This window comes from Acinetobacter sp. 18QD2AZ41W (genome assembly GCF_009829025.1).
Lineage (GTDB): Bacteria > Pseudomonadota > Gammaproteobacteria > Pseudomonadales > Moraxellaceae > Acinetobacter > Acinetobacter pseudolwoffii.
Genome location: NZ_WURP01000001.1, coordinates 167,496 through 191,029, shown reverse-complemented (window position 1 = coordinate 191,029; position 23,534 = coordinate 167,496). Strand labels below are relative to the sequence as shown.

The window sequence follows — 23,534 nt, the reverse complement described above, 5'->3', positions numbered from 1 at the left end:
ATTCATCCATTCATAACCGCAATGAGTTCAATCGCAATATCCTGAAACCCATTCGGGATATAAACACAAATTGCTTCTGAATCCAGCATGCGCTGATACAGTTCATTATTTGGTTCGATCTCAAAATAATGAACACCGGATCGCACCGGAATTGCCGTAGGAACCTGCATAAGATGCTGCAATGGCACAGCAGGCAAAGCTGCAATTACGCGTTGTTCAACATCGATGGTACTGCCGACCTTGAAACGGACCGGAACATGCGCAATCAGATTATGCGCTGGCATTACGCTACTCGATACAGCCAGATATAACCTGGTATTTCGGCTGATTTTGTCTGTTTCCAGACTCCCAATCCAATAGGATGGACGTGTTTCTTTTAAACTGATACTGATATAGCGATTCGAGATAATCGTATCGAGTAAATCTCTGAGAATAATATCCAGCTGATTAAAGCTGTCGTAAAGTTGATGGTGTTGATACTGTGGCAGTTGATCAATCTCATAAGCAGTCGAGAAGGTGAGTAAAGATCCAGTAAGTCGTAGCAGTTCCGCATATAGTCGTTCCGGATGAATTTGCGGATACTGCAAAATATGGTTCAAGCTTGCATGGGCTGTATTTAAGGCATTTACCAGCCAGAAAGAGACAATATCTCCCGAGCGAAATTCAATCAATTTCTGTTCATTTTCACGGTTATTGGATTGAATCGTCTTAATTTTGGCTCGAATGATATTTAAGCTTCGCTTTAAATTGTCTAGCAGATACTCACATGCCTGGATATGTAGAATGGGAGGAATAAACTTATGATTGAGAATAAAATTTCCTGAACTTTGTCTTTTGATTTGAGCAACCGGGATATATAAATAGCCATCCAGATGCTGTTGAGGTATTTGCCCGAGTTCAAATAGCTTAAATTCAGCACGACGGCGTAACAGGGTGATTTCTGCAGTCGTTGCATCGGTAAATAAGTCGTGGGTTGAAATTAACTGCGAGTGATAACGGCCAGCCTGAGTACTTTCGGCATGACTTACATTTTTTTTATTCGGTTGTAGCATCGGTAAAGCCAAATAAACCTGCATCTCTCCATGCAGGTTTAAAGCATCCAGTTGCACGGGTTCCGGTAATAAATCCTGTGCTGGTGCCTGATAAATTTCACCATCCTGCCAAATCATTTCAATTTTACTTAATGCCAGTATGTGCATACTGAACTGTGCTTCATCAAATTGGATGGACTGAATTCCATGAGCAAAAGGAAATGTCGCACGAATCATATGACTCAAACGTTGCTCATGATAAGCATCTTGTAATTGAAAATGTTGCGGTCTTAAAAATAGACCTTCGCCCCAAAGTACTTTTTCTGCTCTGAACATTTTAATATTTACCATTCATTATTTGATTCATTATTGGTATGTACACCCAGTAATTCATGGACATGCTCTACAGGATTCTCATTTTTGATGACTTGAGCCAGCCATTCATGTAAGGGCAGCTGACTCCATTTAATTGTTTTTTGTAGCATATAGCTCACTGGGCTATGTGGTTCATTGATCTGAAAATACTGAGCAATCTCTTGTAATAACTGCATTGCCTGTTGACGATTGACCAAATGGTTTTGGGCGTGGGGCTGAAATTTTTGCAGATTTGAATTTGCATGCGAGATATTCATCACAACTGCTTCTGAAGTATGAGGTTGTGGTGAGTTCACCTGATCTAATATTATTTCGGAAGGTTGCTCAAAATTTTCGATTTTATAGATTCGCTTGATACTAGTGAATATTGCTTCGAGCTGAGAGTCTGTGGCTGCAAAACTTGGTGCATCCAGACCCAACAGTTGATCCAAAGTGGTTTTAAGTTTTTGCCACTCTGTCTGAATCTCCAAAAGATATTGATTATTTCGGCTCAGTATAGATTTGTCAGTATTTAGCAATAGTTGCTCAAAATATTCCAAGTCCTGAACAGGATCATTTTCAGAAGAATAATCCTGTTGTTTTAGCTGCATATTGCGCTGATGTAAAAGTGCTTCATATGTACTTAAACTATAAAAAGGTGCGGAGCTGACCAAAGGAATCTGTTTCATTAGCCTAGGGAATTGCGCAATCAAACCTTGCAACAAACCCAAACGCTGATCAAGATTATCCTCTTCAATAACAGGATGTATCTCTAACCAGTAGCGCCTCAGACTTTTTTGGCTTAGTTCTAATCCTCGAGCAATACCTTCAAAACCATATAGATGACTCCATGCCTGAATGAGCCAAGTATATAATCGAATATCCTTGGTTTTTTCGCACAATAATTCAATTATTTTGTCATTCACAAATTGCCAATCCGCTTGTTTGGGTTCAGCGATCCAGTCACCTTGATCCAATAGGGGATCATCCCAAGTTTTGGCTTTTTTAATCGCATGAAAATCATTTGAAAATGAACAATCCACGCCACAGGACTGTTCAATAGAAATTCCTTGCAATAAATATTCAAATTTCAGTGTCATTTCTATACCCATTCTTATATTTATTTGTTTTTATTATTTATTTATTTATTTAATCCGATTATGCAACATCAGCTTTATTGCTTTTAGAACGAGATTTTTTAACTGTTTTAATTTTTGGATCTACGCTGTAAAGGATTTCATCTTGCTGGACATCAATATGAATTAATTTAGGCAGCTTTTCTTCACTCATGGCCATGAGTATTTCTGTAGCCAAAGCAGGCAATATGGAAGCATTTAAAATATGATCAATATTACGTGCACCGCTATCAACTTCAGTACAGCGGCTGAGTAGTAGTTCAAGCACGTCTTCATTATAAGTAACTTGCATGGCATATTGCTGCTGGATGCGTTGGATAATCTTTGCCAGTTTATGCTGAATAATCTGGATTAACAGTTCATCGTGCAAAGGATAATAAGGCACGATCTGCATACGTCCTAGAAAGGCCGGTTTAAATTGCTGATATAAGCTTGGTTTTAATTGATCTATCAAAGTATTGGCATCCGGCCAGTTTTCCCTAGGTTGATTTAAACAAGCCTGCATCATGGCACTGGAACCCACATTCGACGTCAGCAGAATCGTAGTGTTTTTAAAATCGATTAGTCGGCCTTCGCCATCTTCCAGCATTCCTTTGTCAAAGACCTGATAAAATAACTCCTGCACATCAGTATGCGCTTTTTCGATTTCATCCAGTAAAACTACGCTATATGGATTACGGCGCACAGCTTCCGTCAATACGCCTCCTTGACCGTAGCCGACATAACCTGGAGGCGCACCCTTTAAGGAAGATACAGTATGAGCTTCCTGATATTCCGACATATTCACCGTAATCAGATGTGACTCACCACCATATAATTCCTGCGCCAAGGCGAGGGCAGTTTCAGTTTTTCCTACACCACTTGGGCCAACTAACAAAAACACAGCTTGCGGTTTGTTCGGATCATCCAGTTGAGCTTTAGACGTTTTAATGCCTTGTACCAGCTGTTGTAATGCATCATCCTGGCCCATGACACGTTGTGATAATTTATCTTGGAGCATTAATACTTGCTGGATCTCATTATTCATTATTTTTCCTACCGGAATTCCAGTCCAGTCTGAAATGATTTGATTAATGATAAGCGTGTTCACACCTTCAAAGACCAATGGATCTTGATCCTGAATCTGGGCTAAATGCCGGCGTAATGTTTTTATTTGATTCTGCTTCTCACTCTGTTCAGATTGAGCCTGTAAGGATTTGATTTGCTGAATTAGTTCCAGTTCTTGCTGCCATTGGCATCTCAGCTGTGAAATTTCCTGTTCTAAGTTGGAAATTTTTTCTGATAATTTAATTAAACGCTCTTGATGCATCAGGGGATCTTGATGCTCTTTGTGTAAAAGGCCATATTCCAGTTGAGAATTATGTAACTGTGCCTGTAACTGGTCTAACTTGACCGGTTGCGAATTTTGGCTCAAAGCCACCCGTGCTGCTGCCGTATCCAAAACACTAATAGCTTTATCTGGTAATTGCCGCCCACTGATATAACGATGCGAATTACGTACCGCAGCAATAATGGCTTCATCATCAATGTGCAGCTGAAAATGTTGAGTCATGACCGGAATCATGGCCCGTAACATATTGATAGCCACTTCTTCAGTCGGTTCTTCTACTTTCACGACCTGGAAACGCCGACTAAGCGCAGCATCTTTTTCAAAATATTGTTTGTACTCAGCCCAAGTCGTCGCTGCAATGGTGCGTAGTTCACCACGTGCCAAAGCCGGTTTTAACAGATTGGCTGCATCATTCTGACCCGCTTGACCTCCAGCACCAATCAGGGTGTGAGCTTCATCAATAAATAAGATAATAGGATAACGACAAGACTGAACTTCCTGAATGATTTGTTTGAGTCGATTTTCAAATTCACCTTTGACACTGGCACCCGCTTGTAATAATCCAAGATCCAACATATGCAGCTCTACATTTTTAAGTGGATCAGGTACTTGATGGGTAGCAATTTTAAGTGCCAGTCCTTCTACAACGGCAGTCTTTCCTACTCCTGGCTCGCCAGTAAGAATAGGATTGTTTTGACGACGGCGCGTCAGTATATCTAGCATCAAGCGGATTTCGAATTCACGACCAATCACTGGATCAATCTGGCCTAGGCGCGCTTTTTCAGTTAAATTTATTGTGTATTGATCGAGTGCTGGAGTTTTATTAAATTCTGGCTGTTGAACGGGTGAATTTTCTTGTATGTTGCTGCAATGAATATGATCTGGGCTTTCAATACTTTGCTTACAGTGCTCTAAAAATTGGTGCTTCATGCTATCAATTGGAAATAGCTCAAATAATGCAGAGGCACGAATCGCAACTTGATATAGATCCGGTGCAGTAAGCAAAGCAACCAGTAAATGTCCACTCCGGATCATCGGATTTTTTTCTGCTGAAGCCAAAAGCCAGGCTTGTTCTAATACACGAATAATTGATTTAGCAAAGATAGGAGTGCGAGAATTCCCTTTATTCAGTTGTTGAATACTCAGACGAAGCTCATTAATCAGATTATCTTCATCAATTTTATATTTTTTCAGCAAGAACTTTATATCATTTAATTCATTTTGTTGTAGCAATTCTAAGAAAAAATGCTCAATTTCGATTTCATAATTTTGATTTTTAATGCAGGAGTTCGCCGATTTTTCAAGGTAGAGGCGCGCATGTTCGGATAATTTTGTAATCAAAATTTTTAAATTACTCATATTTTTCTCTTTTCAATATATAGCCTGATATTTTGGGAATTTATAGCTATATGATTCTTATTATTAAGTTTAATTTTTATTTATTTAAGTTTATCTATAAGCTATCAAAATATTTTGATGCACTATTTTTGGCATATTCTACTCAAATCCAATAAAAAGTCTGCATTCATTGATCGGAATTTAGCAATTTTAGCAAATTACATAAATTTTTTAACTAAAACTCATTTTCGTATTGACTTTTTGTGATCATTTTTTGTTAAATCTACATCACGATTTTAAAATTATAAGAATAGAAAAATCATTTTTTAATATTCAAAAATAAAAAACAACAAAAAATGAGGCTCACTTTGAAAAACAATTTAAGTTTTATCGTATTGCTCATCTCAGGAATGGCACAGCTATGTTTTGCTCAAACTCACGCTGCAGAATTAAATCGATCATGTATCAAGGCCTATCCACAGGCAAAAGATGCTACTGATTTAGCACTGATCGGTTTATATCAGCAGCTGTGCGACAAATCGGCGAAGAAAAATATTCCGCTACAGCATCAACTCAATACCCAAATCGCCAAGCGCTATGTCGAACTAGGATATAACCTGAAGGCATTGAATTTAATCGAGCAATTACATCAGCAGAATTACCATCATCAGGATTTGACTGATCTTGGTTTTTTGGCCGGTATTGGAATCTCTGCCGGAAGTTTAGAGCAGATGCGTAGTACAGAAGTTCGTGCTTTAAACGAATTTACCTATCCGCAAGCCAAATCACTGACTGAACATATTTATCTGGCACAACCCGCACCGAAATTTTCTGAATCTTCATCCCATATAGCGTTGAATTCGAAATCAAAACAGATAAAAACTAAGGCAAATACTACGCTAAAACAAAATGTTAATCTAAAGAAAAATAAAACATCGAGTAATAATACGAAAGTGAATACAGCAGCCATGAACAATAAGAAACCAGAAAATATAAGCACTCAAACCCATGGCCTCACTACCAATCCATTTGGATCATTAAAAAATAATTAACAAGGAAAATCATGATGGCTAAGCGTGAAAGTGTACAAAAAAAATTACAACGCATTCGGCCGCCGCGTGTGCAATTGACCTACGATGTTGAAGTCGGGGATGGCCGTGAAGTCAAAGAGTTGCCATTTGTGGTCGGAGTATTGGGAGACTTTTCAGCAGCCTCTGAACTGAAAAGCAGCAAGCTTAAAGATAAAAAATTTATCAATGTAGACCTCGAAAATATTGATGAGGTAATGCAGTCCTTAGCACCCCGTGCCAGTTTTCAGGTGGACAATAGTTTGACCGAAGAGGGCGGAAAAATTTCGGTAGATCTGATGTTCCATGCTATGGATGATTTCCTGCCGGAACAGGTAGTACAACAGGTTGAACCTTTGCGAAAACTGGTTGAAGCAAGAGAACGTTTAACTGATTTGCGCAATAAGATTTCCAATAATGAACGCCTGGAAGATTTGCTGGATGAAGTTTTAAAAAATACTGACCAAATTCAGAAAATGAGTGTGGAGGCAGACAGTGAATCATTCTAATGCTGCAATTGTCCCAGATGTATCTATTCAGGAATACTCGGTTCTGGATTCTATCGTTGAACGTAGTCGAATTGCCCGTACCGAAGAGGAACATGAACGTGCTAAAAGCCTGATTGGTGAATTGGCCAAGGAGGTTATGGCCGGTACGATTATAGTCTCTGAAAATATGACACTGGCTTTAGATAAACGTATTGCAGAAATTGATGCCTTAATTTCGACTCAGCTCAGTAAGGTTATGCATCACGAACAGTTTCAAAAAATCGAATCTACTTGGCGTGGACTATACTATTTTTGTCAGGAAACGCCATCACATTCTTTAATCAAGATTCGCATGCTGAATACCACTAAAAAAGAACTGGTTAAAGATTTTCAGAGTGCAACTGACTTTGATCAAAGTACATTATTTAAAAAAATATATGAAGAAGAATATGGTTCTTTTGGTGGAGCGCCTTATGCCACTTTAATTGGCGATTTTGAATTTGATCGCACACCGTCAGACCTGTATCTGCTAGAGCAGATTTCACATGTGGCAGCCGCCGCACATGCACCATTTATCTCTGCGGCAAGTCCTTCAATGTTTGGACTGGAAGCTTTTACCGACATCGATCGTCCACGCGATGTGTCCAAAATCTTTGAAACAGCTGAATATGTACAATGGCGTTCATTCAGAGAAAGTGACGATGCCCGTTATATGGCATTGACCATTCCGCGAGTATTAGGCCGTTTACCTTATCATCCGAAAGAAGGTACTGCGACAGCAGGCTTTAACTACGTGGAAGATGTTTCCGGTAAAAATCACAATGAATACCTCTGGATGAATGCTGCTTATGCCCTGGGTACACGGTTAACCAATGCCTTTGACATGCATGGCTGGTGTGCGGCAATTCGTGGTGTTGAAGGTGGCGGTCTGGTCGAAGGTCTACCAGTACATACATTTAAAACCAATGATGGGGAAGTCATTTTTAAATGTCCGACGGAAATTGCCATTACAGATCGTCGTGAAAAAGAACTCAGTGATCTTGGATTTATTTCGTTGGTACATTGTAAAAATACGGATTATGCTGCCTTTTTCGGCGCTCAATCTACACAAAAACCAAAGAAATATGCAAATGACCTGGCCAATGCCAATTCTGCATTATCAAGTCAAATTCAATATATTATGGCAGTTTCACGTATCGCCCATTATTTAAAAGCCATGATGCGTGACAAGGTGGGAAGCTTTGCATCAGCAGGAAATGTCGAAGCATTTCTAAATGATTGGCTGTCTCAATATGTACTCTTGGATGACGGCGCTTCACAGGAAGCCAAAGCACAGTATCCACTACGTGAGGCTTCTATCAAAGTTGTAGAAAATCCGGCAAAACCTGGACACTACAAGTCTGTGGTCTTTTTGAGACCACACTTTCAGCTAGACGAGTTGTCTGTCTCTTTGCGACTGGTCACTGAGCTGCCGCAGTCAAGCAATTAAAGCTGTTGGCAAAATTATAATAACGTTTATAACAATAGGAAAATTATTAAAAATGAAAGATATTTACGTCCAATTTCGAGGCAAATATAAAGTCGATGGTGAATCTCGTGATTCAGAACATAAAAGCTGGTTAGAAGTGAACTCTTGGTCTCACAATATTCGCCAGCCAAAATCGGCAACCTCTTCCAGTGTAGGTGGTCATACTGCAGAACGGGTTGAACATTCTGACATGATTTTTATGAAAGATCTGGATGCAACCAGCCCAAAACTTTGGGAAGCATGTTCAGCAGGTTATACCTTTGATGAAGTACAAATCGATTTTTATCGAGCGAATGGCGATAAACGCATTAAATATCTACAAATTAAATTAAAACATGTGTTGGTTTCACAAGTGACTCCAGTAGTGAATCAAGAAGGTGTTCCAACAGAAGCTTTTGGTCTGAAATATGCAGCAGTTGAATGGACTTATAATCAACAGGATATTAATGGCACGCAAAAAGGTGCAGTGACCAAGAAATGGTCATTGGCAAATAACACTGCATCTTATGCAGCATAATTTGCTCCTTTAGAGGCTGATCCTGATCAGCCTCTCTCAGAATATTTAAAATAATAAATAAAATTAGAAAATAACAATATGAATTTGGATCAGCTCCATCCTTACGGATTTAGAACAACATTATTTGACCGTCTCTTGCCTCAGAACCTAATGAGTGTACAAGGGCTTTCTTTGCAGGCCTTAAGAGAATCAGTCGCTACTGATCTGGAAGATCTATTAAATAGCCGCATGGCTAATCTGGAGGGCAGGGTTGATCGCTATGATCAGGTCAAAGGTTCCATTCTTCAATTTGGCATTATAGATTTTGTCGGTCTTTCAACGGCGAATCCACTGGATCGGGACAAAATCTGCCGTTCTATTGAGCAGTCTATTCATGTTCATGAACTACGTTTAAAACAAGTTAATGTAGAGATGCTGGTCGATGAGCAGAATATGGGGAGCTTGTGTTTGAGTATCCAAGCTTATTTAAATATTTATCCACTCTATGAGCCGGTGATTTTTGATGCTTTTCTCAACCCCACAACACAACAATACGTGATTTTGCCTAGAACATCAGCAGGTGTGCTGTGATTGAAGAATTATTACCGTATTATGAAAAACAATTACAGGAATTTGGACAACAATCAAGAGAATTTGCCAAAAAATATCCGAAAATTGCTCAACGTCTTGCTCTCAATCAGGAGCAAATTGATGACCCGCATATTGAACGATTGATTCAGGCATTTTCACTCATTTCCGCCCGCATTGATAAAAAGTTACATGACAGCTACGAGGTATTCACTCGCTCTATTTTTGAGGTGATGTTTCCGCAGTATCTGAAACCTTTTCCAGCATGTTCAGTGGTCAGTTTTGAGGATTGCAATAAAATCCGACAGCTTAAAAGTAGCCAGCAGATTCCTAAAAAAACTGTACTAAAATCAAAAAGTACCCGTGGAGTACAATGCGAATATCGTACGGTAAAACAGGTTGAACTATTACCCATCGGATTAAAATCGCTCAGTTTTAAAACACATGCTTCGGCACATATTCATTTAAATCAGAACGCAACTCTAATCTTTGGTTTCGAGATTTTTAACCAGCAGCAACGACTGCTAGACCAACAAAAACTGCCGATTTATCTTGATGCAATTTCCAATCTCCCCTTGCAAGTACTGGATTGTATTTTTAAACCCGAGACCCGTTTTTCTATAAACACACAGACCCAAAAGATTGATATTGAAAATCCATTTGAGTTGCAGGGTTTTACTGAGACAGAAAGTGTATTACCAATCGATCAGCATACTCACCATGCTTATCGTTTATTAATTGAGTATTTTTGCTTTCCAGAGAAATTTAATTTTCTTGATTTGAATCTGAATTTTCTAAAAAACCTGAATATAGAAACTACAGAATTTGAATTAAAGATTCACTTTAAAATGAATCTGAATGATCAGGCAATGATCCGAAACTATTCAGAATTAAATAGCGCCAATTTCAAATTATTTGCAACTCCCATAGTGAATTTGTTCCCTAAACAGGCTGAACCACAGAAAATTGATCATCAACGCCTTGAATATTCACTCATAAGTGATATCCATCATCCTGAATATTTTCAGGTCTATGCAATCACTGAGATGAATATATTACGAGAAAAAAATGAAAAAAATCAGATGATTTTTTCAGTCTTACCTTTTTTTGCTATGAGTCATTATCATCAGGCAGATGGGCAGTTTTATTATCATCTACTCCCTGAGAACAATAATAACCGTACAGGACTAAAATATTCCATTATTTCAAAATCTTTAGAACCGCATCAAATTTCATCAGACTTTGTCAGTATCCAGTTACTATGCTGTAATCGGGATCTGCCTTATGAAAGTTACCATAAAGATCAAAACACCTTATCTTTAAATGACAGTAGCTTGATGCGGAAGGCGACCTTAGTCAAAAGACCTAATTTACCCTATTATTTTGATCAAAAACTGCAGGAACAGTGGCGGATTATTTCGCACTTATCATTAAATAATCTATCTTTAATGCAAGGGGATGCGGTCAGCTATATTAAAGAATTACTTGAACTTTATAACTTGCCACAATCCAAAGAAAATCGCCTCATTATTAACTCAATTCAGACTGTACAATTTTCCCTGACGCAGAAACTGCGTGAGCATAAACCGTTTCCACTATTTGTACGTGGTGTCAAAGTTGAAATTCAAGTTGATACCGAAATATTTCGGGGAGCTAGTCTCTATATATTTGTGCAGGTTTTAAATCATCTCTTTAATTTAAAGGTTCAGATGAATAGTTATGTAGACATGCACGTTATTGATTCAAAATCAAAACAGGAGTTATACCAATGCGTACAGCAGATTGGTGGCAAAAGGCTTCTGTAGTTGACCGGCTTTATCAGCAACCGACCAGCTTTGAATTTATTCAAGCCACGCGATTATTAAGGCATGCGCCTGAACAGAAAAACGAGCAGGAATGGAGTAAAGCCTTTCAATTTATCAGTTCACTGAATCTTAATTTTCCAGTCTCTGAAATTGAATCCCTACAAACTCAAGATAAGAAAGTGCAGATGACCAATTTAATTGTTGGGCTAACTGGTATTCTGGGAGAATTGCCTTATATCTATACGGATAAAATTAAACAGGGCACACGGGCACAACGAGAAGAAAGCTTGCATTTTCTGGGATTATTCAATCATAAGCTTACTGCACAATATGTCGATGCCTGTCTGAATTATCACTTAGCCTTACGCTATGAAATTGAGCAGGAAAATCATTATCTGAACCTGCTACATGCTTTGAGTGGCTATATGAGTCAGCAGCATGAACAGCAGAATATAGATGATTATTTTGCTGAATTTTCAGGTTTGATGCAGGGTCAAAATAATACACATTATGCCTTAAACAGCGTCCTGTCCTGTATCTTTAAGTTTAACTTTCAGATCAATGAGTTCATTCCAGAAACCTTTCAGCTTAATGAACAGCAAAGAAGCTGTTTGGGAGAATCACGACCGGTTCGGCTGGGAATCAATAGTTTTTGTGGCGAAAGACTTGAGCAAATTGATGAAAAAATTGAAATTGAAATCGGCCCATTAAAACGTGAAGACTATCTGAATTTTTTATCTGAAGGGATCCATAGTGTCAAATTAAAAAAGATTCTTCAAATCTGGTGTAGCCCAACCTTATTGGTAGATCTCCGGCTGATTCTAGAAAAAGATGAATTATGTTCAGTCCAGCTCGGACAAGCGAATCCTATGGGTTTGGCAAAAGGGGCGGTATTGCTGGCCAATCAGGCGACACATAATACGCAAACTTGTTATAGCCTGATAGGAAGCCTGTCATGATCAAGCCTGTCATTCAGACTTTTGTAGGCTTATTTGTGCTTACGAGTGGTCTTGTCATTTATTACTGGAGAGACATTCAGTACGATCCATCCAATATAGAGTTGACATTGTATTTCGGTATTTTACCTTTACTACTTTGCCTGCTGTTATTTACACCTTATTTGATCTATAAAGCGCTAAAAAAGTATCAGCAAAGAAAACAAAAGCAGCAGGATCAAGCAAATTCATTGGCTCAAATACGGCAGCAAGATTCTGAAAATACAAAAGAAACCTTAAAGCCGATTGAAGATTACCCCCTTAATATTTTTTCAGCTGCGGCTTGGCACAGTTTTGGTAAAAATGCAGAAATTTTAGAGAAAATGATGCAGTTTAGTAGTCCAGAATTAGACCCCAAATTGCTGAATTATTTTGGTCTGCCGCTATTGGCATATCGTATTCATGCCATAGATTCATTGCTCGAAAAAGACCAGACTGAGCAAGGAATAATGACAAGCTTAGGTGGACGGCGGATTCAACACCTCATTCAAAATCAACTGGAGCAGCATCAGGAAAGCCTGAGCTTAATATCCAGACAGTTAAAACATTCTGCATTATTTTATGATCAGGAGCTGGCTTATCAATATCGAATGCATCCGGGATGGACACACGAAAATTACCAAGAAGATGAGAGTCATATTACACCTCTTATTACCGTACCAGTCGTTCGCTTAAATCGACTGAATCTTCATATTTTGTTAGCCGATCATTTGATTGATGATTGGAATGAAATATATCAGGAACAACTCTTAAGCCAGATTGAGCAGCAATATTCAATAATTCCTGCTCAGATTCATCTCCAGTTGCATTTCTTGCCAGCTGATCGTGCTTATTCCAACTGGTTGAATTTAATACAAGAAAGCGCAGGGCAATCCCATGAGGCCAGTCTTATTATCGTGGCAGATTCTGAAATTGATCAGGACTATCTCAATGATCAACTTTGGCAAAATGAACACTATATTGCGTCAGAATATGCTGCCAGCTGGTGTCTAGCTGCGCCTGAGTTAGAAATTGAAGGAATGATCCCGTTGCAAAGCCTGCAAGTAGCTAAGCATGTCACGCATTTGCAGGAATATCTGGCTCAGCATCAAGTTGATCTCTCTACTCAGCTAGAATGGCCTCAACCTTTTTTAGTCGTATTGGATGAAGTCACGCATTCCAAAAAAATGAAGAAAATACAAAAAAGTTTCGAAAATATTGACTTCGAACCAGATCATGTTGTTTATCCTAAAATTTATTTGGGGCATACGCAGCATTTAGCCACCGTTTTTGCTGCGATGTTGTCAGCACATCTAGTAGACAATGTCATTACAATAACCTATGGCCTACAACAAGAATCTACCTATTTATATTTTACCAATACAAAAAATGATCAACTCAATCAAAGCACATTAGTCGCTTAATTATTTATAAAAATTAAAATAAGAGATAACCGTGAATACACTATTTTATACCGTCTTGGGCTATGTCTGGCAGTACATTGGTAATCCTAAAGCGATGATGGCCTTATCTTTTTTAGTGGTCATTATTTCCATGAAGAATACGGTCGCTGATCGAGTCTTCTGGATTTTACTGTTGGTCTATGCTGCTATTTTAATAGGTTGGGGGATTTATGCATTTATCCAGCGTTATCGGTCTGCTAAACAGGACGAAAAAATTGCAACGGCCTTAGCTCAAAATACCGAGGCTGAAAGCAAGAATAATAAAGCAGAACTTCAGTTAATCAGTCAACAGGTCAAAGAGTCCATCCAGCTGATTCGTAAATCTAAACTGGGCGATTGCAAGGCTAATGCTGCACTCTATGAACTGCCTTGGTATATGGTGATTGGTCATCCTGAAGCAGGGAAAAGTTCTGCCATTTATCATTCAGGTCTACGCTTTCCATTTGAAGCAACCCATCAGAAAATGCGATCTGCCGGGCTCAATGGAACTCGAAACTGTAACTGGTTTTTTTCAACACAGGGTGTGTTGCTGGATACCGCTGGGCGGTATTCAGTCTATCCTGAAGACCATCCGGAATGGCTGGGATTTTTGAATATTCTCAAGAAAAATCGTGCTAAAGCACCAGTGAATGGATTGATTGTGATGGTCAGTGTGGCCGAACTGGTCAACCAAAGTCCGGAGAAGTCTATGCAACTGGCCAAAAGTCTGCGGGCGCGTATACAGGATCTGACCGAACGTCTAGAGGTATTTGCTCCGGTTTATCTGGTATTTTCCAAGATGGATCTGATTGCCGGATTCACGGGGTTTTTTGATTGTTATCATGAGCAGGAATTTGATCAGGTTTGGGGTGCCACCTTGGCCTATGAACCAGCTTCCAGTGAAAATGCTGTTCAGTTGTTTGAAAAGCATTTCAGTATTTTATATGACGGACTCAAAAATGTAAGTACGACCCACTTAACCCGTCGTCATTCGCAGCAGATATCACCCAGCGTGATGACCTTTCCTTTGGAATTTAAGAGTCTTAAACCAGTATTCAAGACCTTTATTGCAACCTTGTTTCAGGAAAATCCTTACCAATTTAAACCGGTTTTTCGTGGCTTTTATTTTACCAGTGCCTTACAGGAAGGCCAGATTGAAAGTCCAATGACAAAACAGATTGCTAAGGATTTTCATCTGATTCGCAGTGATGATGAAATTGCGCTATCCACTCCATCAACATCCCAGCATCAAGGTTATTTCCTGAAAAGCCTATTTTCTGAGGTCATCCTTAAAGATAAGCATCTGGTAAAGCAGCATATTAATCCGGCACGAAAACGTCAGCGCTTTATGGCTTTTACCGGGGCTTTACTCACAGTATCAATTGTACTGAGTATGTGGATATGGTCTTATCGGAATAACCAGCAGTTAATGGCTGAGGTTCAGGCTGACCTGAATAAGGTGGTGCTGATGCAGCAACAGTCAGGAACTGAACTGGCCACACAAACGGATGCATTATTAATCCTGCAAGCGCATTTACAACAGTTGGATCAATTTGATCAAAGGCTTCCATTCAAGTATCGTTTTGGTCTGTATCAAGGGCATCAGATCCGGGAAAAACTGCAAGCTGAATATTTGAAAGGAATTGAGCAATTAATCTTGCAGCCTACCCAGCAGAGTATTGCGGAATATCTACAACGGGTAAAACAGCATTCGGCGACTTTAAAAGAAAATCATATCAATATACAAGTTCAGCCGGTTGCACAAGTTCAACAACTGGCCTTAGCGCCATCAGACCAAAATCCACAAGATGCCTATAATGCGCTTAAGACTTATTTGATGTTGAGCAACCGCCAATATATAGATTCAAGTCATTTGAGTGACCAGCTGACACGGTTCTGGCGAAACTGGCTTGATCAGCATCAGGGGCAACAGCCACGTACCGAAATGTTGCAAAAGGCCGAACAATTACTCAGCTATGCCATGACTTTGACAGGTTCAAGTTCATTTCCTCTGCTTAATCCTGATACTGTTCTGGTGGAACAGACCCGTCAGGTTTTGTCAGCACTGACGACAGGCGTATCCGCACGTGACCGTGTGTATAACGAAATTAAAATGCGGGCTTCGGTACGTTTTCCAGCCTTAACCATCAAGCAGATGGTAGGGGAAAGTGCTCAAACAATAATATTGGGAAGTTATGCCTTACCCGGTTTTTATAGCTATCAAGCCTGGAATGATTATGTACAACATGCCATAGATACGGCAGCTCAAAGCTCAACCGAAAGCAAAGACTGGGTATTGAATACCATCCAATCAGATGACCTGAGTTTCAGTGGGAGTCCGGAACAAATTCGACGCCAGCTGACTGAAATGTATAAAAAAGAATATATCAGTGAATGGCGTAAATTTTTAAATGCAATTCATTATGCCAAGACAACCGATTTTAATCAGCATACCCGTCAGATTGATATTCTGGGTGAGCCAGAAAACTCACCCATCCGCAAGGTCATTCAACGTGTAGCACAAGAAACCAGCTGGGATAATCCTGTGGTGCAAGCTGAATTGGCAGTTCCACAAAAAGGTTTTATTGCCTGGTTTAAACGTAAAGTATTGCAACGTGATGATGTGAAACTGGCACAGAATTCTGCATCACATTTATCTCATGGCGTGATTTCTAAAGATTTTCAGTTGTTTTATCAGATTGTACGCTCGCGAGACGATCTGCAGAACCGGTCGCTGCTAGATGAGTATATGCAGTCCATGGCCAAGGTTCGAAGCCGTTTCAATGATTTAAAAAGTTCTGGCGATATTGGTCCTGCCAGCATGATCTTAGTCAAACAAACCATTGATGAGCAGAACTCTATCTTTAATATCACACAGAAATTTGTCGATGAAAAAATGTCGGTGGGAAGCAATGAGCTGGATCAACAGCTGATTAAAAAATTATTGAGTGTGCCGCTGACACGTTCCTTTGAAAGCCTGATGATTCCGGCCCAGGCTGAAATGAATAAATTATGGCAGATACAGGCCTATCAACCATTTAGTGGAAATTTGGCACAAAAATATCCGTTTAGCAGTCAGGCCAGTTTGCAGGCAAGCTCTCAGGAAATTAATCAGATTTTTGGTGAAAATGGCAGTATTGCACGTTTTGTCAAAGAGCATCTGGATCCTCTGGTGATCCGTCGCGGCTATAGTCTGACTTCAAAAACCTGGCAAGATTTAGGCATTAGTCTAAATCCTGCCTTTATTGCAAGTTTTCAGAATTATGTCGCACCGGTACATGGTCTGGCGACTGGAGAGTTAAACCATACCAATTCAAAAACCGTGAACCTCAATCAATCTAATTTTCAGTTTTATCCCTTAGAACAGTCTCACTTACTAGCGTATACCATTGATATTGATGGACAAAGAATGCTATTTGAAAATGGTGTTCAACAATGGGTGAATTTTATCTGGCCAAATCCTGGCACCATTCCGGGCGCGCGAATCACAGTAATCGATCTGGAAGGGAAGACCCATACCATATTTGATGAACCAGGTGAATATGGCATCAACCGCATGATTGATAATGCACAACGTACTCAAAAAGGCAATATTTTTGAAATGGTGTGGCGCAGCAAAGATTATCCTGAACTATTTGTGAAGACCCATTTCCGGCTGGTGAGTGGTAATAATTCAAGTTCTATCGGAGGTCAGCCAAATTATAGCAATTTGCAACTGGTAGATCAGATCGTCTCGAATAAATCGGTACGTGTGGTCGCTGCACAGCGTACTGCGGTGTCTGGACAAATAAATCAAACATCTATGCTTCCGGTAGGAAAAACAGGAGCGACGACGCCATGATCTTTTTAATCCAAAATAAATAAATAAATAAATAAATGTCAGATGAGCTTAACTCACGATATTAAACTATAAAAAACACATGGGGTAGAAACCTGAAATGAAAATAAAAAAAACCTGCTTAAAATTGAATTATATAAATAAAATCATAATTTTATTATCTATATGTTTAGGCGGCGGCGTACAGGCCCAATCCATTATTGTTGAAGGTGTTGTACCGAATGACAGCACACAACAGGAAATTTTGAATAAACTCTATGCAACTTATGGCCAGAAAAATGTGATAAATCGCATTCAGATCCGTCAAGTGACAGCACCAATTGGATGGTCGAATGCGGTAAATAAGGTGATTAATGATGATCTTAAAAAGGTAAAACAAGGTAAATTAACGGTCAAAGGGTCTAATATTCAGTTGATTGGTAAGGTTTTGAATCTTCATGAAATGGATATCACTACTAAAAAGTTTCAAGGTTTAATACCAGCAAATTATCATTTAAATGCACAGCTCACTGTAAATCAGGCAGAACAGCAGATTATTGATGCGGTATTAAAGAATCGCATTGTTGAGTTTGAATCTGGTAGTGCGGTACTGGCAGTGTCCGGTGCAAAGATTCTGGATGAAATGGTCATAGCTTTAAATAAGGTGAGCGGAAAGAAGGTACGGATTATTGGACATACTGATAGTTCCGGTGATGCCAACAAAAATATAGTACTGAGTCAACAGCGCGCAGAAGCCGTAAAGAATTATTTAATCAGTAAAAATATAGCAGCTGAAAATTTAAGTGTTGATGGTTTAGGATCAACTCAACCTATAGCTAATAATTTAACAGCTGAAGGTCGTAAGAAAAATCGCAGGATTGAATTTGAAGTGCTTTAAAGCCTAGGTTGCTTGAGCATCATATCTATTTGTGGCTTACAGACTGATTTCGTATAATGTATATTATGTTAAATTGAGTGCATGATACTTTAAGTTCATCTATCTTCTACTGTTCATAAAAGTTAATTTTGAAATTTTCAGCTTCATTACTTTTTAATGTCAACAGCTCATTTCTTTATAGAGATATGCCTCAAAATTTTAATGAGGTAAATCTCATATTTCCTTTTTTTCAAATGAAATTCTCATGCACTATTACGTCAGCTATTACATTTAGTGTGACCATGTTAGTTTGGCTGCTTCAACACCTTCATGTAATTTTACTGGTGTATCTTCTTGCTAATATATTTATTGACCCTGCCAAACCTGGTAAAGGCCTATCCTTATCTGAAGCATGATCTGCTAGAGATTCTAGCCCATATACATCTGGTAAATCATGAATAGTGTCTCTTTCAATGGGGTTTTCTGCTTTATCTTTATTATTTTCATAAGTTTGCAATATTGCTGCTTTTTAAGCTTTGCAATATCTAAAGCATTTTTCTGCTATTTATTAATCAGATAAATTTTAATGAATATAATAATTACTAATTTATTCAATAATTTCAGATGTTTGATTAAATATAAAGCTATATCCTAAAAGGACATAAAAGCTATGATAGAAATGGTTGCTCAAAATGTGAGAGATAGAATGCTGTAAACCATAGGCGGTATTCTGTTCTATTAAGATTTAGACAATGGCGGTATCTAGTTTTACTTAAAATCATGTCAATCACAGCTCTATGAATAATTGATAAATCTCGAATGCATTCTGTTATTAAATGTTGAGACCGAATGCATAAAGCTAGAAAGCCTCTAAGATATTTCTAAACTTTGTACAGAAAAAGGGAAAACATGAATAACTATCCTGAAACCCCTGCTTCAACTGAAACTCAAGATCATCAACCTGGTGTGCAAACCAAAATGGATCCTGCACCGGAAGTCATCAAACCGAATTATAAAGGTAGCGATAAACTTAAAAGTAAAATCGCCCTGATCACAGGTGGCGATAGCGGTATAGGTCGGTCAGTCTCGGTCTTGTTTGCCCGTGAAGGTGCTGATATTGTGATTTGTTATCTGGATGAAGATCAGGATGCTCAAGATACCAGAAAGATGGTAGAGGATGCAGGACGGCGTTGTTTACTGATCAAGTGTGATTTACAAGATCAAGATGAAATCAAGAAAATGGTTGAGCAGACGCTTCAGGAATTTAAAACCATTAATATTCTGGTCAATAATGCCGGGGTTCAATATCCGCAAAAAAGTATTAGCGATATTTCTCCTGAGCAACTTTTTAAGACCTTTAATGTGAATATTCTGTCGATGTTTCACTTGACTCAGGCTGTGATTCCGCACATGCAAGAAGGTGACAGCATTATTAATACCACCAGTATTACCAGTTATCATGGACATGATGAACTGATTGATTACTCAAGTACCAAAGGTGCCATCACCACATTTACCCGCAGTCTTTCCACCAGTTTGTTAAAAAATAAAACCGGGATCCGGGTCAACGGCGTAGCACCCGGCCCCATCTGGACTCCCCTCATTCCAAGCAGTTTTGATGAAGAACAGCTCAAAGAGTTCGGTAAACAGACACCCATGGGTCGGATGGGCCAGCCTAGTGAAGTCGCACCAGCGTATTTATTTCTAGCGAGTGAAGAAGCCAGTTATATTTCCGGTCAAGTCATTCATGTTAATGGAGGCAGTATCATTAACGGTTAATTAGAATTTGAAGATAACAGTCAGTGAGAACCGTTATCTTCATTCATTTATTCTTCAGGTTTTCTATCACTTAAAAGATGCTGGTTTTATAAAATAATTTCAACAAATACATGACAGATATTTACCGCCATAGAAACAGGTCATTGTTATAGTAATTTCAGCCAACCTTGATGAGGACAGCAATATGCCTAGAGGTGACAAATCAGCCTATACCGATAAACAAAAACGGCAGGCCGAACATATTGAAGAAAGCGAAAAAGAACGCGGTCATTCTGAGGAGGAAGCCGAACGTATTGCCTGGTCTACTGTCAACAAGCAAGATGGCGGTGGCAAGAAAAGGAAAAAATCCCATTAATAATAGGAGGTTAGGGTAAAATCCTATGTTGAAAGCTCGGCGAAAAACCCTCTCATTACTGCGTATGAGAGGGTTTTTAATCTGAATCTTTAATATGTATTTTCTACGCGCTGTTGAGTCCAAACCGGCCAGAGTTTTTCCAGCGTTTTTTCAAATTTCGAATTATCGGTTTGCCATTGTGGATTTTTATCTTTATCAATAATCAGTGCACGTACACCTTCAATAAAGTCGCCTTGCTCCAACCAGACATCCTGTAGATCTCGCTCCAGTTGCATACATTTTTCCAGCGATAAGTTTTGTCCGGCCTGCTGTAACTTCAGACTCGTTTGCTTGGCCATGACTGGACGTTGCTGCAAGATGACCAGCATTTTATTGGCCCACTCCTGATCGGTGGCGCTACTTGCATGTGCCAAACTCTGTTCGATCTCATCGAGGTTTGGATGGCCAAAATGCTGACTAATCAGATCTGCACGTTTTTGCAACTCGCTTTCTACCGGATGGGTAATGTACGCACTGATGATTTTCTGGATTTCAATCTGATTTAATACCGGTGCAGCAATCAATGCGGTTTCCAGTTCAGCAAAATTTTCACTCGGTACATGATAATCGACCAGATCCAGATATAGCGCATCACTGCTGCTGATCTGCTCCCCTGTCAACGCCATATAAATGCCTACATCATCCAGTCGGGAGAGAAAGTGGGTGGCTCCCACATCCGGGAAAAATCCAATCGCGGTTTCTGGCATGGCAAAGCGTGATTTTTCACTGCTCACTTTAATATGACAGGCTTGAGCCAGACCAAAGCCGCCGCCCAGAACATAACCATCCATCATCACGATGACAGCCTTTGGAAAATTGCGCAGTGTGCTCAGCATGCTATATTCAGTGGCAAAAAAATCCTGATATTGGGTATTGCCTGCCTGATAGCTGTCATACAGATAACGGATGTCTCCTCCGACACAGAATGCCTTGGGACTGTTAGAATTGATCAGAATCGCTTGCACCGCTGGATCATGGCGCCACTGATCTAGTTGTGACTGAATCCCTTGAATCATCCGCAGGGTTAAGGCATTTAAATGACTGGTGCGGTCCAGGCTGATAATGCCTAAACGTCCTTGTACCCGAATCGCTAAATTATTTTCATCACTCATTTTATTTTCCTATTTTTGTTTTATTGATGGGTGAATTTGGCTGGGCGTTTTTCGACAAAAGCCTGCATGCCTTCCTTTTGATCAGCACCGGCAAAAATGGAATGGAATATCCGTCGTTCAAAGCGTAGACCTTCGGCCAGACTGACTTCAAAAGCCCGATTAATTGATTCTTTAATCATCATCACGGCCGTAAGCGACTTTTCAGCAATTTTTTCGGCAGCTTGCAGAGTTTGTTCTAGTAACTCTTCTTTGGCAAAGATACGTGCCACTAACCCACTTTGCTCGGCTTCTTGCGCGCCCATGTGACGTGCAGTCAGACACATTTCCATGGCTTTGGCTTTACCAATCGCCAAGGTTAAACGTTGCGTTCCGCCAATGCCGGGCAATACCCCTAAAGTGACTTCAGGCAAACCAAATTTTGCATTATCAGCGCAGTAAATAAAATCGCACATTAAGGCCAATTCACAACCACCGCCCAAGGCATAGCCACTCACCGCAGCAATTAAGGGCTTACGGCGCTGGGCAATCCGGTCGGCCAGACTGAAAAAATCATCCAGATAAATTTGCGGAAAGTTTAAATCTGCCATTTCTTTGATATCTGCACCTGCAGCAAAGGCTTTTTCCGAACCAGTGATGACAATACAGCCAATCTGCGGGTCTTTTTCCAGCTGATCCAGCGCCTGATTCACTTCAACGATCAATTGATTATTCAAGGCATTTAAGGCTTGTGGACGATTTAAAGTAATCAGCCCGACCCCGTTACGCTGTTCGAGTAAAATAGTTTGCCATTGCATGATAAAAATCCCTTTAAAATTATAAACTACGTGCAATTACCAGACGCTGAATATCGCTGGTGCCTTCATAAATCTGACAAATACGCGCATCGCGATAAATGCGTTCAATCGGAAAGTCTTTCAGATAACCGTAACCGCCAAAAATCTGCAGCGCTTTGGAACAGACACGTTCTGCCATTTCCGAAGCAAAGAGTTTGGCCATAGAGGCTTCGGTTAAACAGTTTTCACCTGCTTCCTTTTTACGTGCAGCAAAATGGACCAGTTGTCGCGCCGCTTCAATTTCGGTGGCCATGCTGGCCAGCCTGAACGAAATCGCCTGCTGTTCAAAAATCGGTTTGCCAAAGGCCACGCGATCATGTGCATAAACAGTCGCTTCTTCCAATGCAGCGCGGGCCAGACCCACTGCTTGTGCGGCAATGCCGATCCGTCCACCTTCCAGATTGGCCAAGGCAATTTTTAAGCCTTCACCTTCTGCACCGAGTCTTAAACTTTCATGAACGCGGACATCGGTTAAAGCAATCTGACAGGTATCCGAAGCATGCAGACCGAGTTTTTCTTCGACCCGAATCACTTCATAACCGGGCGTGTCGCGCGGCACTAAAAATGCACTCATGCCTTTTTTTCCCGCAGTTGGATCGGTCACGGCAAAGACAATAATCATCCCGGCATTATGACCCGAGGTAATAAACTGTTTAGCGCCATTGATAATGTAGTGATCGCCATCTTTCACGGCCCGGGTTTTAATCGCTGCAGCATCCGATCCGGTATGCGGTTCGGTCAGGGCGAAGGCACCAATCATTTGCCCTTGAGCCAAAGGTTTTAGAAACTGCTGCTTTTGCTGTTCCGTTCCAAACTTGAGAATCGGCACACAACCCACCGAGTTGTGTACGCTCATGATGGCGGACGTTGCACCATCTGCCGCTGCCACTTCTTCGAGGGCCAGTACATAAGCCAGCGTGCCTGTACCTGAACCGCCCCATTCTTCTGGAATCAGCATGCCTAAAAAACCTAGCTCACCCATTTGAGACAAGGTCTGTTTAGGAAATATGCCTTTTTGATCCCACTCGCCGGCAAAAGGTTTAATCTGTTCCTGAGCGAAGCTTTTGGCCATATCCTGAATCAGTTGTTGCTCTTCCGTAAATTGCATGGATGCTTCCTTCAATCTCTTTATTTAATATTTTTAT

19 protein-coding genes are annotated in these 23,534 nt (G+C 40.0%); 12 read left to right on the top strand and 7 right to left on the bottom strand.

The genetic code is table 11. The annotated features are described in order from the left end of the window. Window positions 1–2: 2 nt before the first annotated feature. Genes tssK through tssH form a run of 3 tightly spaced genes read right to left on the bottom strand, consistent with a single transcriptional unit; the run spans window position 3 to window position 5,210 of the window. Complete coding sequence (gene tssK / locus GVV58_RS00810; RefSeq protein WP_005096852.1) at window positions 3–1,367, bottom strand: type VI secretion system baseplate subunit TssK; 1,365 nt, start codon at window positions 1,365–1,367, stop codon at window positions 3–5. A gap of 8 nt (window positions 1,368–1,375) precedes the next feature. Then, window positions 1,376–2,485: a type VI secretion system protein TssA gene (gene tssA / locus GVV58_RS00805; RefSeq protein WP_159515788.1), complete on the bottom strand. Its 1,110-nt coding sequence runs from the start codon at window positions 2,483–2,485 to the stop codon at window positions 1,376–1,378. A 58-nt stretch (window positions 2,486–2,543) separates the two neighbouring features. Next, entirely contained in the window at window positions 2,544–5,210 is a 2,667-nt protein-coding gene (gene tssH, locus GVV58_RS00800) for a type VI secretion system ATPase TssH (protein ID WP_159515787.1), read from the bottom strand. Window positions 5,211–5,557: 347 nt separating this feature from the next. On the opposite strand from tssH, the gene GVV58_RS00795 reads away from it, so the two are divergent. From GVV58_RS00795 to GVV58_RS00750, 10 genes are all read left to right on the top strand, one after another. After that, window positions 5,558–6,241, top strand: coding sequence for a hypothetical protein (locus GVV58_RS00795; protein WP_074382808.1), 684 nt, complete (start codon window positions 5,558–5,560; stop codon window positions 6,239–6,241). 14 nt (window positions 6,242–6,255) lie between these two features. Beyond that, the gene (gene tssB, locus GVV58_RS00790; RefSeq protein ID WP_034608519.1) at window positions 6,256–6,765 is read left to right on the top strand and encodes a type VI secretion system contractile sheath small subunit; all 510 of its coding nucleotides are present in this window, start codon (window positions 6,256–6,258) and stop codon (window positions 6,763–6,765) included. Continuing rightward, entirely contained in the window at window positions 6,752–8,233 is a 1,482-nt protein-coding gene (gene tssC / locus GVV58_RS00785; RefSeq protein WP_100328651.1) for a type VI secretion system contractile sheath large subunit, read from the top strand. The genes tssB and tssC overlap by 14 nt, the downstream gene beginning before the upstream one ends. 52 nt (window positions 8,234–8,285) lie before the next feature. Then, window positions 8,286–8,789, top strand: a complete 504-nt coding sequence (locus tag GVV58_RS00780) for a type VI secretion system tube protein Hcp (protein ID WP_005096861.1) — start codon at window positions 8,286–8,288, stop codon at window positions 8,787–8,789. Between the two features lie 78 nt (window positions 8,790–8,867). After that, window positions 8,868–9,359: a type VI secretion system baseplate subunit TssE gene (tssE, locus tag GVV58_RS00775; RefSeq protein WP_005096862.1), complete on the top strand. Its 492-nt coding sequence runs from the start codon at window positions 8,868–8,870 to the stop codon at window positions 9,357–9,359. Further along, entirely contained in the window at window positions 9,356–11,161 is a 1,806-nt protein-coding gene (tssF, locus tag GVV58_RS00770; protein ID WP_159515786.1) for a type VI secretion system baseplate subunit TssF, read from the top strand. Before tssE ends, tssF begins: the two co-directional genes overlap by 4 nt. After that, on the top strand, window positions 11,125–12,120 hold the full coding sequence (gene tssG / locus GVV58_RS00765; RefSeq protein WP_100354989.1) for a type VI secretion system baseplate subunit TssG: 996 nt from the start codon (window positions 11,125–11,127) through the stop codon (window positions 12,118–12,120). The genes tssF and tssG overlap by 37 nt, the downstream gene beginning before the upstream one ends. After that, window positions 12,117–13,559 carry a hypothetical protein gene (locus tag GVV58_RS00760; protein ID WP_074382804.1) on the top strand — a complete coding sequence of 481 codons (1,443 nt, stop codon included), beginning with the start codon at window positions 12,117–12,119 and terminating at the stop codon, window positions 13,557–13,559. Before tssG ends, GVV58_RS00760 begins: the two co-directional genes overlap by 4 nt. A gap of 31 nt (window positions 13,560–13,590) precedes the next feature. Continuing rightward, window positions 13,591–17,418, top strand: coding sequence for a type VI secretion system membrane subunit TssM (tssM, locus tag GVV58_RS00755; protein WP_159515785.1), 3,828 nt, complete (start codon window positions 13,591–13,593; stop codon window positions 17,416–17,418). A 97-nt stretch (window positions 17,419–17,515) separates the two neighbouring features. Beyond that, on the top strand, window positions 17,516–18,292 hold the full coding sequence (locus tag GVV58_RS00750; RefSeq protein ID WP_100354986.1) for an OmpA family protein: 777 nt from the start codon (window positions 17,516–17,518) through the stop codon (window positions 18,290–18,292). Between the two features lie 307 nt (window positions 18,293–18,599). Here GVV58_RS00750 and GVV58_RS00745 read toward each other — a convergent pair whose 3' ends face one another. Further along, entirely contained in the window at window positions 18,600–18,788 is a 189-nt protein-coding gene (locus GVV58_RS00745) for a hypothetical protein (RefSeq protein WP_159515784.1), read from the bottom strand. Window positions 18,789–19,180: 392 nt separating this feature from the next. Here GVV58_RS00745 and GVV58_RS00740 point away from each other — a divergent pair, with 392 nt between their 5' ends. Next, a complete protein-coding gene (locus GVV58_RS00740) occupies window positions 19,181–20,050 on the top strand; it encodes an SDR family oxidoreductase (RefSeq protein WP_074382801.1) in 870 nt (289 codons plus the stop codon). 184 nt (window positions 20,051–20,234) lie between these two features. After that, complete coding sequence (locus GVV58_RS15400) at window positions 20,235–20,405, top strand: hypothetical protein (RefSeq protein WP_005096870.1); 171 nt, start codon at window positions 20,235–20,237, stop codon at window positions 20,403–20,405. 89 nt (window positions 20,406–20,494) lie between these two features. Here the strand turns inward: GVV58_RS15400 and GVV58_RS00735 are convergent, their stop codons facing one another. The 3 genes from GVV58_RS00735 to GVV58_RS00725 are packed head-to-tail and all read right to left on the bottom strand — an operon-like array spanning window position 20,495 to window position 23,497. Beyond that, window positions 20,495–21,556 (bottom strand): enoyl-CoA hydratase/isomerase family protein, encoded by a 1,062-nt coding sequence (locus GVV58_RS00735; RefSeq protein WP_159515783.1) that lies wholly within the window; start codon window positions 21,554–21,556, stop codon window positions 20,495–20,497. A 20-nt stretch (window positions 21,557–21,576) separates the two neighbouring features. Continuing rightward, the gene (locus tag GVV58_RS00730) at window positions 21,577–22,350 is read right to left on the bottom strand and encodes an enoyl-CoA hydratase (RefSeq protein ID WP_005170993.1); all 774 of its coding nucleotides are present in this window, start codon (window positions 22,348–22,350) and stop codon (window positions 21,577–21,579) included. 19 nt (window positions 22,351–22,369) lie between these two features. Continuing rightward, window positions 22,370–23,497, bottom strand: a complete 1,128-nt coding sequence (locus GVV58_RS00725) for an acyl-CoA dehydrogenase family protein (protein WP_100354840.1) — start codon at window positions 23,495–23,497, stop codon at window positions 22,370–22,372. Window positions 23,498–23,534 lie beyond the last annotated feature (37 nt).